The sequence below is a fragment of the Ruegeria sp. AJ12 genome, from assembly GCF_056536245.1.
Genome location: NZ_JBQFJJ010000002.1, coordinates 336,662 through 350,675 on the forward strand (window position 1 = coordinate 336,662; position 14,014 = coordinate 350,675).

General features: G+C 58.4%; 13 protein-coding genes. 7 read left to right on the forward strand and 6 right to left on the reverse strand.

The window, feature by feature from the left end; genetic code table 11:
• The first annotated feature begins 5 nt into the window (after window positions 1-5).
• Genes ACR3E0_RS21780 through ACR3E0_RS21790 form a run of 3 tightly spaced genes read left to right on the forward strand, consistent with a single transcriptional unit; the run spans window position 6 to window position 2,838 of the window.
• Window positions 6-1,019 carry a TRAP transporter substrate-binding protein gene (locus ACR3E0_RS21780; protein ID WP_480481671.1) on the forward strand — a complete coding sequence of 338 codons (1,014 nt, stop codon included), beginning with the start codon at window positions 6-8 and terminating at the stop codon, window positions 1,017-1,019.
• Window positions 1,020-1,027: 8 nt separating this feature from the next.
• Window positions 1,028-1,531, forward strand: a complete 504-nt coding sequence (locus ACR3E0_RS21785; RefSeq protein ID WP_480481673.1) for a TRAP transporter small permease — start codon at window positions 1,028-1,030, stop codon at window positions 1,529-1,531.
• A complete protein-coding gene (locus ACR3E0_RS21790) occupies window positions 1,528-2,838 on the forward strand; it encodes a TRAP transporter large permease (protein WP_480481675.1) in 1,311 nt (436 codons plus the stop codon). The genes ACR3E0_RS21785 and ACR3E0_RS21790 overlap by 4 nt, the downstream gene beginning before the upstream one ends.
• A 28-nt stretch (window positions 2,839-2,866) precedes the next feature.
• Here the strand turns inward: ACR3E0_RS21790 and ACR3E0_RS21795 are convergent, their stop codons facing one another.
• On the reverse strand, window positions 2,867-3,823 hold the full coding sequence (locus tag ACR3E0_RS21795; RefSeq protein ID WP_480481677.1) for a DMT family transporter: 957 nt from the start codon (window positions 3,821-3,823) through the stop codon (window positions 2,867-2,869).
• Between the two features lie 79 nt (window positions 3,824-3,902).
• On the opposite strand from ACR3E0_RS21795, the gene ACR3E0_RS21800 reads away from it, so the two are divergent.
• Window positions 3,903-5,297: an aminotransferase-like domain-containing protein gene (locus ACR3E0_RS21800; RefSeq protein WP_480481679.1), complete on the forward strand. Its 1,395-nt coding sequence runs from the start codon at window positions 3,903-3,905 to the stop codon at window positions 5,295-5,297.
• A gap of 385 nt (window positions 5,298-5,682) precedes the next feature.
• On the opposite strand, the gene ACR3E0_RS21805 is transcribed toward ACR3E0_RS21800, so the two are convergent.
• Entirely contained in the window at window positions 5,683-6,570 is an 888-nt protein-coding gene (locus tag ACR3E0_RS21805) for a penicillin-binding transpeptidase domain-containing protein (protein WP_480481681.1), read from the reverse strand.
• 216 nt (window positions 6,571-6,786) lie between these two features.
• The gene (locus tag ACR3E0_RS21810; protein ID WP_480481683.1) at window positions 6,787-7,980 is read right to left on the reverse strand and encodes a helix-turn-helix domain-containing protein; all 1,194 of its coding nucleotides are present in this window, start codon (window positions 7,978-7,980) and stop codon (window positions 6,787-6,789) included.
• A 241-nt stretch (window positions 7,981-8,221) separates the two neighbouring features.
• On the opposite strand from ACR3E0_RS21810, the gene ACR3E0_RS21815 reads away from it, so the two are divergent.
• Window positions 8,222-8,959, forward strand: a complete 738-nt coding sequence (locus ACR3E0_RS21815; protein ID WP_480481685.1) for an alpha/beta fold hydrolase — start codon at window positions 8,222-8,224, stop codon at window positions 8,957-8,959.
• A gap of 155 nt (window positions 8,960-9,114) precedes the next feature.
• Window positions 9,115-10,518, forward strand: a complete 1,404-nt coding sequence (locus ACR3E0_RS21820) for a S41 family peptidase (protein WP_480481687.1) — start codon at window positions 9,115-9,117, stop codon at window positions 10,516-10,518.
• 312 nt (window positions 10,519-10,830) lie between these two features.
• Here ACR3E0_RS21820 and ACR3E0_RS21825 read toward each other — a convergent pair whose 3' ends face one another.
• From ACR3E0_RS21825 to ACR3E0_RS21835, 3 genes are all read right to left on the reverse strand, one after another.
• Window positions 10,831-11,430, reverse strand: coding sequence for a GNAT family N-acetyltransferase (locus ACR3E0_RS21825; RefSeq protein WP_480481689.1), 600 nt, complete (start codon window positions 11,428-11,430; stop codon window positions 10,831-10,833).
• 76 nt (window positions 11,431-11,506) lie between these two features.
• Window positions 11,507-12,208, reverse strand: coding sequence for a hypothetical protein (locus tag ACR3E0_RS21830; protein WP_480481691.1), 702 nt, complete (start codon window positions 12,206-12,208; stop codon window positions 11,507-11,509).
• A 40-nt stretch (window positions 12,209-12,248) separates the two neighbouring features.
• Complete coding sequence (locus tag ACR3E0_RS21835; RefSeq protein WP_480481693.1) at window positions 12,249-13,193, reverse strand: homocysteine S-methyltransferase family protein; 945 nt, start codon at window positions 13,191-13,193, stop codon at window positions 12,249-12,251.
• A gap of 187 nt (window positions 13,194-13,380) precedes the next feature.
• Here ACR3E0_RS21835 and ACR3E0_RS21840 point away from each other — a divergent pair, with 187 nt between their 5' ends.
• Entirely contained in the window at window positions 13,381-13,998 is a 618-nt protein-coding gene (locus tag ACR3E0_RS21840) for a TetR/AcrR family transcriptional regulator (protein ID WP_480481694.1), read from the forward strand.
• The last annotated feature ends 16 nt before the right edge of the window (window positions 13,999-14,014 follow it).

Consider the following 14,014-nt stretch of genomic DNA (forward strand, 5'->3'; position numbering starts at 1 on the left):
ATGAAATGAGCAACTTTCGCGCGTTGATTGCCGCGACACTTGTCGGAACCGGCTTGTCCGCACAGGCTGTCTGGGCCGAAGAGCTGGTGATGTCGTCCTGGCTTCCGCCTCAACACCCTGTCGTGGCCGGTATCATGCAGCCTTGGGCCGACGCCGTGGCCGAAGCGACCGAGGATCGGGTGACTGTCCGGTTCCTGCCAAAGCCGCTCGGACCGCCCCCGGCTCATTTTGATTTGGCCGTCGATGGTGTCGCAGACATCACATACGGTCTGCACTCGTTCACCAAAGACGACCGGTTCTTGCGATCCCGCATCGGTCAGTTCTCGTTTCTGGGCGACTCGGCCGAGGCCACATCCGTTGCCTATTGGAACGTCTACAACGACACTTTGGACGCCCAGTCCGAACATGAAGGCGTGAAATTACTGGGTCTGTTCGTGCACGGCCCCGGCATGTTCCACAACAACCAGCGGCAGATTGAAACGCCCGAGGATTTCGCCGGTTTGAAGATCCGGACACCGGGCGGCTATATCGCCGACCTTTCAACTGATCTTGGGATCACCACGCAGTTCATGGGGCCGGGTCAGGTGTTCGAGAAGCTCTCGACAGGCGTTATCGACGGTGTGACCTTTCCGGCAGAGGCGCTGCAGGCCTTCAAATTGACCGATCACATCACCCATTCGATGAACATTCCGGGTGGCATGTATAACACGTCATGGTTTCTGGTTATGAATGAAGATCGCTGGGATGACATCTCCGAAGCCGATCAGGCCGCGATCGAGGCCGTATCCGGCGCTGCACTGGCGGCCATGGCCGGAAAAACATGGGACGCCGCTGATGCCCAAGGCACAGAATACACGGCCGGAACATCCGTTGTAGTCTATGACGCACCCGACGCCGTTCTCGAAGCCATCCGGGGGTTTGCCGCCAACCATGAGGCCGCGTGGGCCGAAGCCGTTGCAGAGGCGGGTTTTAATGGCACAGCGGCCCTCGCCGACCTGCGCAGCCAGACCGGTCAGTAGCCGGAACCATGGCCCTGAAAACCATGCAAACCAAGGCGCGTCGGGCCCGAAAGATCTGGCGCTCCTTTTTGGATGGCCTGTCGGTTGCTGCGGTTCTGGTCCTGCTGGCCATGATGCTGCTGACATCGGCAGACGTCATTGCGCGGTATCTGTTCAACCATCCGATCAGCGGCGCATTTGAACTGACCGAAATCTTTCTGGCGACGCTTGTGTTTCTGGCCATGCCGCTGACAACGGCAACTGATGGCCACATCCGCGTCGATCTCTTTCCGATCAGGACAGGCTCTGCCCTGTCGGTTGCGCTCGGGTTTCTGGGCATGATCATCGTTGCGGGCATCTTTGCGGCCATGGCCTGGGAAGTCTGGGAGCACGCTCAGAAACTTCTCAAACGCGGCACGGTCACCAACTCGCTCTCTATCCCTCTGTTTTTCGTTGCCGGGCTGGTCTCGATCTCTTGCGCGATCTCCGCCATTGCGGCGGTTGCGTCCAACACTGGAAACACGCCCTCATGATCGAGTCCCTGCTGGGCATGGCCGCCCTTTTTGCCCTGGTGTTCGTCCGGGTTCCCATCGCGTTTGCGATGATCGCAGTCGGAACCGTTGGCTTTGCCCTTCTGCGCAGCTGGAAGGCCAGCTTTACCCTTCTGGGCAACACCACATTTGACACCGTTTTGTCGTTTACCCTGTCGGTGATCCCGCTGTTTATTCTGATGGGGAACCTGCTGACGGTTTCAGGTGTCAGTCATTCCCTGTTCGCCACCGCGCACCGGCTGCTGCACCGCCTGCCCGGGGGCCTCGCCATGGCAACGGTGGTGGCCTGTGGCGGGTTCAGCGCGGTGTGTGGCTCATCCCTTGCAACCGCCGCGACCATGTCCAAGGTTGCAATGCCGTCCATGCGAAAGGTCGGCTATGCAGACAGTCTGGCGACCGGATCGATTGCCGCTGGCGGTACGCTGGGCATTCTCATCCCGCCATCGGTGATCCTGATCATCTACGGCATCATCACCGAGGCCGATATCGGCAAGCTTTTCCTAGCCGGGCTGCTGCCGGGTCTGCTGGGTGTGCTGCTTTACGTGGCAGCCGTGTATGCGACGGTCAAAGTGCGCCCGGACCTTGCCCCCAAAGAAGATTCGAAACAACCGCTGACCGAACGGGACGTCATCGGTGTTCTTGCCGTTGTCGGTCTGTTTGCGGTGATCATGATCGGCATCTATGGCGGCTTTTTCACCCCGTCCGAAGCGGCCGCCGTTGGGGCCCTCGTCTCTCTGGTCATCGCCTTTGCAATGGGGGGGCTGACCGTCAAAGGCCTGATCAAAGTGGGTCTCGACACGATACGCCCAACCGCCATGATCTTTGCCATCATCATCGGTGCCGAGGTGTTTTCCAACTTCGTCAGCTTCGCAGGCCTTCCAGATGCAATCCTGTCCTTCGTTCAGTCGCTGGATATCAACGCCTTTGTGGTGATCTTTGTACTGGTTCTGATCTACATCATCCTCGGCGCGGTGCTGGAAAGCCTGTCGATGATCCTTCTGACCGTGCCGATCTTTTTCCCGATGATCATGGCACTGGATTTCGGCGACGGCATGCTGGCCAGCCCCGAGGCCGTTGCCATCTGGTTCGGCATTATCGTCGTTGTCGTGACCGAGATCAGCCTGATCTCACCGCCCATCGGCCTGAACGTCTTTGTCCTGCGCACGGTGCTACCCGATGTCCCGATCCGGACGATATTCTCCGGTATTCTGCCGTTCTGGGTCGCCGATATCCTTCGTCTGGTCCTGTTGATCGCAATTCCTGCCATTTCACTGATTTTGGTGCTTTAGGCGACGGCAGACCGCACTTGCGTGGACGCTACGATCCGCTCGCTGGCTTCAGCCTGCGGGCCTTTTGCAGCCCTGCAAGTGTCAAGGCATAGATACAGGCAACCACGACAACCAGCGCCACGATTTGATACGTCTCGACTGTATCCCCCAGCAAGGGCACCGCCAAGATCATCGTCAGGGCCGGCCATGGCGTGGTGATCGAGCTGGCCAGCGACACGTCGATGTGGCGCACGGCGTAGAACCAGACGATGAGTTCCAGGAAATAGACGAGCCCCATCAACGCCGACATCGGCTGCACAATGGCGACACCCGCCGCAATCAGCCCGGAGGGCAAGGCCAGCGTTACAACAATCGCCAGGAACACCGTGGAGATCGCAACCCGGAAAAACGTGACCTGTACCGGCGTAATCGGAGTGGTGCTCAGTTCTTCCTTGATGATGACATGGGCCACGCTCCACAGAAATGGCACACCCAGCGACACCAGAAACCAGGGCGACAGCCCGGACATGAGAAACGTACCACCTGTCCCCAGATAATAAAGCGAGCCGATCAGTATCGCGGTCAAAACCAATTCCGCAGCGGTTTTGCGGCGCTTGAGGAACAGGCTCTCCCACAGAATGGAAAACACCGGATAGGCCTGAATGGCGACTGCAGCGTTCGCGGCCCCGGCTTTTTGAACCCCCAGGACATAGAGGTAAGTCGACAGTCCGAACAATGCCCCTGTAAACACCGCCACCCACACCATCCGTCTGCGGGTACGGGATGGCAGATCGACGCCGAAAATTCCTCTTGTTCCGTGTTTCAGCTCAAGGCCAAAGACAGGCACAGCAAACACGACCTGCCAGACCGAAAGTGCCAGCGCAAAAGACAAGGCGTCGATGGCCGCCGGACGCAGGTTCGAAATGATCGGCATGATACCCAACAGCAACAAGCTCAGCAGCGCAAGCGCGATGCCTTTTCCAACGGATGGTGAAAACTGTGCCATGGGACTCACCCGATAAATTGCATTGACGTATTCAGGAATTGCGCCACTATTGCATAGATGCAATAGAAACATTGATACGATGGCAATTTGGCATCCAGACCTCAGTGGGCGACAGGGTCCCAAATACCTGCAGATCGTCGAAGCGATGGCCGACGCTATCGCGACAGGGCATCTCGCGCCCGGAGCGCAATTGCCACCCCACCGGGACCTCGCCTACCAACTCGGTGTGTCCGCAAACACCACCAGCCGGGCCTATGCCGAAGCCACCCGACGGGCCCTGCTGCGTGGAGAGGTCGGGCGGGGCACCTTCGTTCGGTCCATCGAAGAACCGGATATGGGCGAGAAGGCCAATACCCTGCATCGCGCACGAACCGGCCCAGTCGATCTGTCCCGCAATCTTCCGTTTCCGGGCTTTGCCGAACCCCACATTCGGCAGGCGCTTGGAGAGATTTCCAACGGTCCGCCGTTGCGGGCGTTGCTGGATTATCAGGCCGATTCAGACCTGGTGTCGCACGCGGACGCGGGTAGGATATGGCTGGACAGCTGCGGGGTTCGCGCAAAGCCCTGCGAAGTTGTTGCGACGATTGGGGCGCAGCACGGGTTGCTCTGTATCCTGACATCCGTTCTGGGGTCCGGAGATTTACTGCTCACGGAACCGCTGACATACATGCCGGTCCACAGTATGGCCGAACGCTTGGGTATTCATACAAAGCAGGTTGAATCAGATGCAGCAGGGATTATCCCGGACAGTTTCGATGCGCATTGCCGTGTGTCCAGACCCAAGGCGATCTACCTGACACCCACCCTTCAGGCCCCGACCACTGTGACACTGTCCGACGAACGCAGACAGGCCGTGGCCGAGATCGCCACACGCCATGGTGTCATTCTCATTGAAGACGACGTGTTCGGCCCGCTGAAACAAGACCGCCCGGCCCCGCTGGCGACCCGTGCGCCGGATCAGACGATCTATGTCACCAGCCTGTCCAAGGCGGTCGCACCTGGGCTCAGGGTCGGATTTCTGCGCGCGCCGGAGAGACTGGTGCCCGGGCTGCGGCGGGCGGTCAATCTCAGCGTCTGGATGGCCCCTCCGCTGACGCTCGAAGTGGCCGCGCGCCTGATCCGCGATGGTACAACCGGCACATTGGTTGCAAGCCAACGGACCCTTGCGGCACAGCGCCAGACCCTGGCCCGCAAGGTTCTGGACGGAGCCGGGTATGTCGCAGACCCGGATGGGTTACATGCCTGGATCCCGCTGCCGGACGGCGTGAGAGCCGATGTGTTCCGTGCACAATGTGCCCAACAGGGCGTTCTGGTAACCGAAGCCCGCAGTTTTTCCGTCAATCCCGGCGACGCTCCGGAGGCCGTCCGAATATGCCTCAGCCACGAACCAAGCGAAGATCGCTTGGTGCAAGGTCTTACAAGGATTGCGGCGTTGCTGCATGCGCCCTTGAACACCTACGATCTGACGATATAAGCGCAGAACCAAACCGGGAAGCCGAATCCCAGTATCTCGTCACTTGCCCGGCTAGGCCGTAGGTGTTTTGGGTGCGTTGCAGGATCGGGTCGCCATGTTTTGCAACAGGTTGTGCCCGCTGAACATTTTCCGCTCGGTAACGGCGAATTCGACCAGCGCCTAAACGGCGTCATAAGATGCGCCATGACCGCAAACAGGTCCGGACCGGAGGTTTCCGGCACACACAGGCCGGCAGCCGAATTGTAGACCCGAGCGGCATGGCCCCGAATGTCGATGATCCAGCCATACCCATCCGTTTGCCAGACGCCGTCGAACGTGCCAGACCCGTTTGCGCTTGAAGCAGAGGACCATAGGCAAGCACCAAGAATGAGCGTCCAGCATCGCATCAGCGGCAATCAAACGCGCCGATATCGTTTAGAACCGAAGTCGCAGCGCTCTGACGAAAGGTCCGATAGGATGCATCCGGCATATCCAGGTTGAGGGCGAACACATATGTGTCGTCGGCACATTGCAGCCATCCGACATACCAACCGATGTCCATAATATCCTCGCCGTGACGCCATCCGGATTTGGCGTACAAGGACCAGTTGTCGCCTCGCTCGTTAAACATGATGACCTGGGCAACCGCGTGCGTACGCTTCGAAATCGGCAGTTGTGCCCGCACAAATCTCGACACAAATGCGACCTGTTCCTCGGCCGAGATTCGCAGCGTCCCATCCAGCCAGTATGTCGTCAGATGATCCGCCGTGCCGATTGTTGCGTTGCCGTAGTCGAACCTGTCCAGCCAATCGGCCATGGTTTGGTGTCCTGCTATCTGGACAATCTCTTGAAACACCCACACTACCGACTGCCGAAACGCCGTGGTCAGCGTGTGATCCCGGTTCCAATCCTTGTTCCATGTGACAATCTTTTTCCACACAAACACGGTATCCGGCTGGGCAACACCCGTCTCCAAGGCGATCAGTGTGTGCGGGATCTTCGACGTAGAGGCCGGAGAGTAGCGCCGCTGCGCACGTTCCGGGTTACTGAGCCAGGTCCGGCCATCGGACAGACGCTTTATGACGATGGTCGAGGCCGCAGCGTCTACACCGGCATCGCGGACCGCCTTGGACACGTCAACGGTTTCCGCCGACCCTTGGGTCCACCATCCAATGGCCATCAGCACAGTCATCAGGCTCAGGAGGGCGTTGGATCGTTGGGGCTCTCTTCTGGGAAAGGCCGTTCGAACGAACAACCTGACAGCCGATAGTTTCTTTGTTTTGTAGTCCGACATTCTTACTGCTCCTGGCAATGTTGTTTTGGTTTCCGCCTGATGCGGGCGCTTTCAAGCGGGTAGTGTTTCAGCGCCATTGATAGGTTTTTTGTTTCTGTGCGTTGCGATTTGAGGCGTCTTTCCGAACCAGTCGCCCTGCCCTATCGGTGCGGACAGTTGTTTCGAAAAGGCATCAAGGTCATCCGTTGAGAGCCCTCTCTGCTCGGTGGGACGATTTCATTGCGAAACCGAGTTCATCCTGTCCCCGCGTTCCTTGTAGGCCGAGGGTGTCATGCCGGTCTTTTTTCTGAACGCGGTGTAAAAGGACGATCGGGAGTTGAAGCCGACCTCATAGGCAATGGCCAAAACCGTCTGCTCGTCGCGCTCTAACAAGGGGATCGCTTCTTCGATGCGCCACCCGTTCACATAGTCGAAAAAGGATTGCCCCATATGCTCGTTCAGTGTTTGCGACGTGTAGTTGGTGGACACGCCGATATGGCCAGCCAGGTTTGCCAGGGTCAGATTGGGATCCCGATACAGATAATCCTGCTCCATCGCCCTGCGCAATTTTTTGACGATACGATCCGCCTGCTCGGATGAAAGAGCACTCTTTTTGTATTTTGATGTGACTTCCGGCGTGTCGTCGTCCAACGTCTTGACGGCGTCCTGCAGTCTGACCGAGGGACGCAATCCCCATAGTGTCAGAACCAATACGATGGCCAGAACAAATAGGCTGTCCAGTTCGTTGCTTACAAAACCTGTTTTGCCAAACAGTCTCAGCAAGAACCCAGAGAGGCATACGAGTGCATAAAACCCGATCACACCCGCGACGGTCGTAACCCACCGCAACTCCAGACCTTTGGTGCTGGCAAAATGATCCTTGACCGCGGACAGGTGATTGACTTGCACGCGAACCACCCAGCCAACGTAGAACAACCACTGGAGGTAGATCGCCGCCTCCAGAGCCATTAACATCACCGCTATTGCTTTTCCGTATGTCGGCAAATCCTCGAATTTCACACCTGAAAACATCGCGGTGCGCGTGGCTTCGGGGATCGTCAGCATCAGCAGGACGGTGATCAGTGCAACAACCGGCAGGGCAAAGTGCCAGAACGTGTTTTCATTTCCTTGCTCATTCGTTCGGCTGCGCGCAATTGAACGAACATGTAGCAAGAACAGAGGTGCAATACAGAACGTGAGCGTATAGCTGAACATGAACACACCAAGGGAGACCGCCGCAGGCATATTCGGAAACACGAGCGCGGCGGTAGACGAAAACTCGCTGCCAGCGAGCACCAGAAAAAGCAGCGGCAGGACCCGGCCGAACTTGACCGGTCGGGTCAGACTGAGGCTGAGAACAGCCGCGATTAGGGCCACTGATACACCTGCCACCTGCGTGGCAATAAAAAGTCGTTCGAAATCGACGAACACACTCATCTCCTATGTCGGATCACGCGATACCAATACCTTGCCTCCGAGCCTCGGTCCGCCAATATCCAAGGACGAGACCCAGCTCAACGCCCGCGCTGCGGTCCAGATGTCTTTGCGGACAGGTTAAGACACGAGGCATGTCCATCAGGACGATCAAATCAAAGTATTCCGATAAGCTCTGGTATAAGTCGCAAATTGATACATCCGTTGTGCGCATTGGGTAGAAAAAGGCAAGACCACGATGCTGGAACAGGTCAGACCCAGGCTGGTTCAATCCGCCCTGACATTGGGTAACACGCACAGTCTGTGGCTGCATGGCGCGGGATTGTCGGGGGCAACCTGGCGCAAAATGACGGCCTCCTTACCGCATGCCAGCACCCCGGATCTGCCCTGGCATGGGTCTGCGGTGCAGGTAACGCCCCCGACTGTCGAAAGCTTCGCCGCGTGCATGCTTCCGAAGCTGTCAAAGAACAGCATCGTGATCGGCCACTCACTGGGCGGCATGGTGGCACTGGAATTGGCTGCGCGCGCGCCGGACCGCGTTTCAGCTTTGGTTTTGATCGAATCCGTTCCCAGCGTCGGACACACCCTGATCGGCCGTTTCATTTCTTTTCTGGCCCTTCAAACAGTGCGGCACATCTCTCCCAAAACGCTCGGACGCCTCGCGGGTGTCGGGCAAACGCCGGAAACCCGGGCAGAGTTGCTGCGCCAACTGTCCTCTCACAGCACGCAATCACTGGCGGCGGCGATGCAGGCCGCAGCCAGCTACGACGGTCGGGCAACGCTGGGGCGTATTCGCGCACCAACGCTGATTGTGGTCGGGCGTGACAACGGCGCGACCCACAAGGGCGCGAGACTGGCAACAAAGATGATCGAAACTGCCGAGTTGGTGACGCTGCCGGGTGGCCACATGCTGCACCATGACAATCCTGTGCAGCTCCGCAGGACGATCGACATATTCCTGAAACGCGTGTTGTGAGGCTCTCAACGTCTGTTTTGAGCCGTACTCTGTAGGCCGCCGCAATCGTCACAGTCCGAATTCTGACCCGCCCACGTCCTCCCCGATACGACCGGACGACACGCTGACGCTGCTGCGTCAGCCTCTATGGCATTGTTGAAACGAAGGATGACTTCATGAGAACGCTTTACACATTAGTGACGGCAATCGGCGCACTGGCAACGCCACCGGTGCTTGCGCAACAGGGCAATGTGCCCGCAGGCGACCAACTGCTCGGGATCTGGGAAACGGACGGGTATGGCTGGATTCTCGATGTGTCTGAGAACGAGGTCCGCGTGTTCGACACAGTTCCTGGCGCTTGCGTCTTTAACTCGAAGCTCACGGACAGCCCATCGACCTTGGCACAACGCCACAATGCCACGCTGAACCCGGGTGGAGACCAGCTGAGCTTCACCCTGTCGGACAACGTGCATCGGATCTCCGCCACCCGGATCGAAACACTGCCCGAAAATTGCGCCACGGAACAGACCCAGGAGCCGCAAGCCGTGTTCGACGCGTTCAGCGGCTTTCTGTCAGAACATTACAAGCTCTTTGATCTCTATGGCGTCGACTGGAACAGCGCCGTCGAAGACGCGCGGGCCGCCGTAACATCCGATATGAAACAGTCCGAATTGTTTGACCTGTTCACCGGTATGATCGCGGATATCGAAGACGCGCGATTGACGTTAAGAGGCAATGTCGATGGAAGCTATCGGGTGTTCATCTCGCGCGACTACGCATTGGGGGACGCTGTAGAGCGCGCCAAATCAGAGGGTCGAATTCCACCCGACTTTGATTTTGCCGCTGCGCACTGGCAGGACAACGTCATCGCCTCCGTACTGGATAACAAAGGCGCGGCGGTCGGCAACGACCTGATCCGGTACGGCATGGTGTCGGACACAACCGGTTACGTGGCCATCCGGTACCTGTTCGGATTTGCCGGCAGCGGGATCACAGGTGCCTTTCGCGACGCCGAGCCACTGAACGCCGCGCTCGATCAGGTCATCGCGGACCTGCAGGAGGCCGGTGCCGAGACTCTGATCCTGGATCTCAGCACCAATACAGGCGGGACCGATGCGGCCGCGTCCATCATTGCAGGCAGGTTTGCGGCGCAAGATTTCCCGGCATACTCCAAACAGGCGTTGGATTTTCCAGGCGACGTCAGAACAAACGTGACAGTTCCCGCATCCGACCGAACCCGATTTGAAGGCCCGGTTTACGTGCTGACATCCGAACTGACGCGAGGTTCGGCAGAGGTCCTGACAATGGCCCTGCGTGCCCTTCCGAATGTCACACATGTCGGGACGTCCACAAATGGAGCGGTCGCCGGTGTGTTGGAAAAGACCCTGCCGAATGGCTGGATTCTCGGTCTGTCCAACGAGATGTATTTCGATCACAACGGCAATACGTGGGACGGAATCGGGATCGAACCGGATGTCACAGTGGATGTCTTCCCCGTTAAAAAGCTGACCGCAGGGCACCCGCTTGCAGTGGCCACCGTTGTTGATCTGATCGCCGACCGGTCGCGGTTCAAACAATAGCGAGTTCACAAACCCAATGCGGCCCTTGCCAGGGCGATCCCTCAGATCGCCGCAAGGGCCCCTTGCGGGTCTGGCTCTGGAATTCGACGCCGGGCGTCGCGCATGACGGCCAAGGCCAATCCGCTCACGTTCTGAGGAGACTTCGGAACCGTAGAGCCACCAGACTCCAAAGGCCATATATCGAAACAGGCGCGCAAGTACTGCGCGCGCTGTTTAGGAAACCCGAGGTCACCTTGCCCGTAAAAAAAGGCGCTGTACCCCGCCAGATAAACCCACCACACACTCATAACCGCACCACCGTATCGCGCCGCCTCAGCGATCCAAAGGTTTGATCAGCAACAATACGTCGCCCGTGTAGTAAGGCTGACAGGGATGTTCGCGGACCGGTGCCTTGGCCACCTGTTCATATCCCAGCCGCTGGTAGAGGCGGACCGCGCCGGTGTTCTGGCCATAGACCTGAATGCTCATCGCTGCCGACCCGTTCGACACAGCCAGATCCTCGGCGGCTTGCAAAAGGCGGGTACCGGTTCCGGTGCCGCGCTGGCCCGCGAAGACGGCAAGGGCGTTGATGTACCACGTATCGACGGACAGCTTTTCCAACGCGACAAAGGGCGCAATCGGCGCGGGCAGATCGTCAGGATCATCCTCCGACACCGCGTCGATGGCATAGCTCAACACCATGCCCAACGGCGTGTCGTCTTTCTCGGCGATCAGCGCATTGGTGTAGGAAAACCCGCCTTCGGACCTCTGCGCTCTTTCGACACCGACATCCAGAGCTGTTTGCCCGGCACTGCATTGTCGGCTCCACAACCAATTGGGGATGCCTTCCCCTGCAATGTCGATCAGTTTGGCCAAGGATCGGGCGTCCTGCGCAGCGGCCTGCCGGATGGTCGGCATCGAACGAATGTTCATGTTTGATATCCTTTAGGGTTGGAGAATTCCAAAGGCGCGGTCAGGCGGAACACCGCCTGACGCTGACCTTGATCACTTACATTGACGACTTGGGATCGATATCGAAAATCGGACCGACCGGAACGCCGGAGTCCCATTCCAGATGGTCAAACTCATCTGTCACAGGGCGGGCGGACGCAGAAGTACCCGGTGCGGTGTCGCCCCCCAAACCCATCCCATTGGGCTCGAACGCAGCCTGATCCAGCGCCTCGTCCTGAATGCGAAACGAGACATTGACCGTCATCTGATCGCTGAACCCAAGCAGGGTCTGGACCATAGCACTTGTGTGCCCAGAATAGGCTCCGGTCGCCCCCGTGATCGCACGCAGGTTGCCGACATCGGTATCGACGATTTCGGTGCCCTGCGTGATGATCGTATCGCCCGCGTCAAAGGCAAAGACCTGTCGGCTGATGATCCACGCACCCGTCGTCGCATTTGCTCCATCGCCCACGAAATACCCGTCACAGGTCCAGGTGCCTATCACAAGGTCCGGAAATGCCGGGCGCCCGTCTTCCAGAACACCGGCGGTGTCGGCTTTCAGCGTACCCGCCGGATAGATGTAGCCCTGACTGACAAAGGCGTTGCCATGGGCCGGCATCCCGTTCTCGTGCAGCGGTTTGTCGGCCATGAAAATGCGTGTGTGATCCTCGGCCACGTCAAAGGCCATTGGCGCATCGGCCTGCGCGAGACCGGCCAGTGACAGTAACAGCGCAGAGGACGTCAAAAGAGATTTGAACATATGAGTCATCCTTTCAAATAAGACTTTGGTGCCTAAAGTATCAGGCTGCAGACCGGGCATGATCGTGCCCGGCCATGCAGTGCACATGCCGATGATCGGTGCCACAGCAGCCGCCGATCACACGGATGTTCGGAAGGAGCGTCAGAAGCTCTGCGTTCAATTGGCCCAGCTCGACCGGATCGCCATCATCGAGCACTTCGGCCTCATCCAGTTCGGCGTGGCTCATCCGAGACGCGTTTGATCGGATACCACCGATCCGCAGGACCCAGTCCGCGTTCGTGTCCAGCACATCGCGGAAATGATCCGGATGCGCGCAATTGATCATGTAGTAGATCGGGCCGCCGTTTGTGGCCGCGTCAACCTCAGCAATCGCATCGCCCAGTGACTGGCCGGACGGCAGGCACCCATCGGTTTCCAGGGTGAAGGCGATCACTACGGGAATATCGATCTCCTGCGCGGCCCGAACGATGCCGATCGCTTCGCTCGCATGGGTCAGTGTCATGGCGCTGATCATGTCCACACCGGCATTGCCCAAGGCGTGAATTTGCGGCGCATGAATCAGCAAGGCATCCTGCGGGGAAATCAGAGTGTCGGGGGCATATGCATCACCGGCCGGACCCACCAACCCGTTGATCAGGATGGGCAGATCTTCGGTTTCATGCTGGCGGCGCAGATCCAAGACGAATTCGACCGCCTGTTTGTTCGTTTCCATAACCTCCAGAACGGTTTGACCCAGCGGACCGGCCCATGCCGTGCCGGCCCGCCAGGTCGGCGCATCCATGACAAAGCCGCGGCCGGATTGCCGGGCGATACCGATGAATCTCTCAAAATACGCCTTGAGGTCGGCCCGCCCCTGAGCGGTGTCCAAAAGCACGGCCGCCGAAAAACAGGGCAGGTCGTAGCCCTTGTCAAAGATCAAAAATGTCTCGAGCCCTCCGTCCGACAGGAAGAAACGGCGCGTGTCTGTAAGCTGTTGAATTCGCATCAAACCAATCCTTTTCAGTTGATGCCAGTGGAATAACCGCAGACCGCACTCGGCAGATAGTTGCCGCGTGGTCCGGTTGTGTGGAATCCTTTTTTGGCGTATTTTCAGCGGCTAAGCTTGTACGTCGCGCGATTGCAGATCGGCCGGAGGCCGCCTACTGGACTCGCAGTACAGTCAGGAACAGACCATGGATCAGAAAGTGGATACCCGCAGCCGAATCCTCGATATTGCCGAGGCGGCCGTGTTGGAAAAGGGGTTCGAGGCAACGTCGATTGATGAAATCGTTGCCGGGGCGGAAATCTCGCGCGGCGGGTTTTTCTATCACTTCAAGGACAAGAACGCTTTGGCCCGGGCAATGCTGGAGCGTTACATCGAGGTCGAAAACGCGCTGTACGACGATCTGTTTGCCCGGGCGCGGGAACTGAATGACGATCCGTTGCACTGCATGCTGATCGGCCTGAAGCTTCTCGCTGAAATGCTGGAAGAGATGCCTACCGGCCATCCCGGGTGCGTGATCGCCTCAACCGCTTATCAGGATCGTCTCTTCGATGAAGGGGTGCGGGAACTGAACCGGCAGGCCATTCTTGGGTGGCGCAAGCGGTTTCGCGGCATGTTCGAAGAAATCGCCGAGATTTACGAACCCAGAGAGCCGGTGAACATGGACGCATTGGGGGACATGGTGTCCGGTGTGGTGGAAGGCGGTCTGGTTCTGCAGCGCGCCTTGCGGGAACACAACAGTGCCTCGGAACAGATCATGCTGTTCCGCACCTACCTGAAGTTGCTGTTCAGTTCGAAACCCAACTGACGCTCAATCGCTTTCC

Excerpts from the sequence above, each read along its gene's own strand:
- ACR3E0_RS21805 (WP_480481681.1), bottom strand. The coding sequence starts at position 6,570 with ATGTCGGACTACAAAACAAAGAAACTATCGGCTGTCAGGTTGTTCGTT.
- ACR3E0_RS21830 (WP_480481691.1), bottom strand. The coding sequence starts at position 12,208 with ATGTTCAAATCTCTTTTGACGTCCTCTGCGCTGTTACTGTCACTGGCC.
- ACR3E0_RS21790 (WP_480481675.1), top strand. The coding sequence starts at position 1,528 with ATGATCGAGTCCCTGCTGGGCATGGCCGCCCTTTTTGCCCTGGTGTTC.
- ACR3E0_RS21815 (WP_480481685.1), top strand. The coding sequence starts at position 8,222 with ATGCTGGAACAGGTCAGACCCAGGCTGGTTCAATCCGCCCTGACATTG.
- ACR3E0_RS21820 (WP_480481687.1), top strand. The coding sequence starts at position 9,115 with ATGAGAACGCTTTACACATTAGTGACGGCAATCGGCGCACTGGCAACG.
- ACR3E0_RS21780 (WP_480481671.1), top strand. The coding sequence starts at position 6 with ATGAGCAACTTTCGCGCGTTGATTGCCGCGACACTTGTCGGAACCGGC.
- ACR3E0_RS21800 (WP_480481679.1), top strand. The coding sequence starts at position 3,903 with ATGGCAATTTGGCATCCAGACCTCAGTGGGCGACAGGGTCCCAAATAC.
- ACR3E0_RS21840 (WP_480481694.1), top strand. The coding sequence starts at position 13,381 with ATGGATCAGAAAGTGGATACCCGCAGCCGAATCCTCGATATTGCCGAG.
- ACR3E0_RS21795 (WP_480481677.1), bottom strand. The coding sequence starts at position 3,823 with ATGGCACAGTTTTCACCATCCGTTGGAAAAGGCATCGCGCTTGCGCTG.
- ACR3E0_RS21825 (WP_480481689.1), bottom strand. The coding sequence starts at position 11,430 with ATGAACATTCGTTCGATGCCGACCATCCGGCAGGCCGCTGCGCAGGAC.
- ACR3E0_RS21835 (WP_480481693.1), bottom strand. The coding sequence starts at position 13,193 with ATGCGAATTCAACAGCTTACAGACACGCGCCGTTTCTTCCTGTCGGAC.
- ACR3E0_RS21785 (WP_480481673.1), top strand. The coding sequence starts at position 1,028 with ATGGCCCTGAAAACCATGCAAACCAAGGCGCGTCGGGCCCGAAAGATC.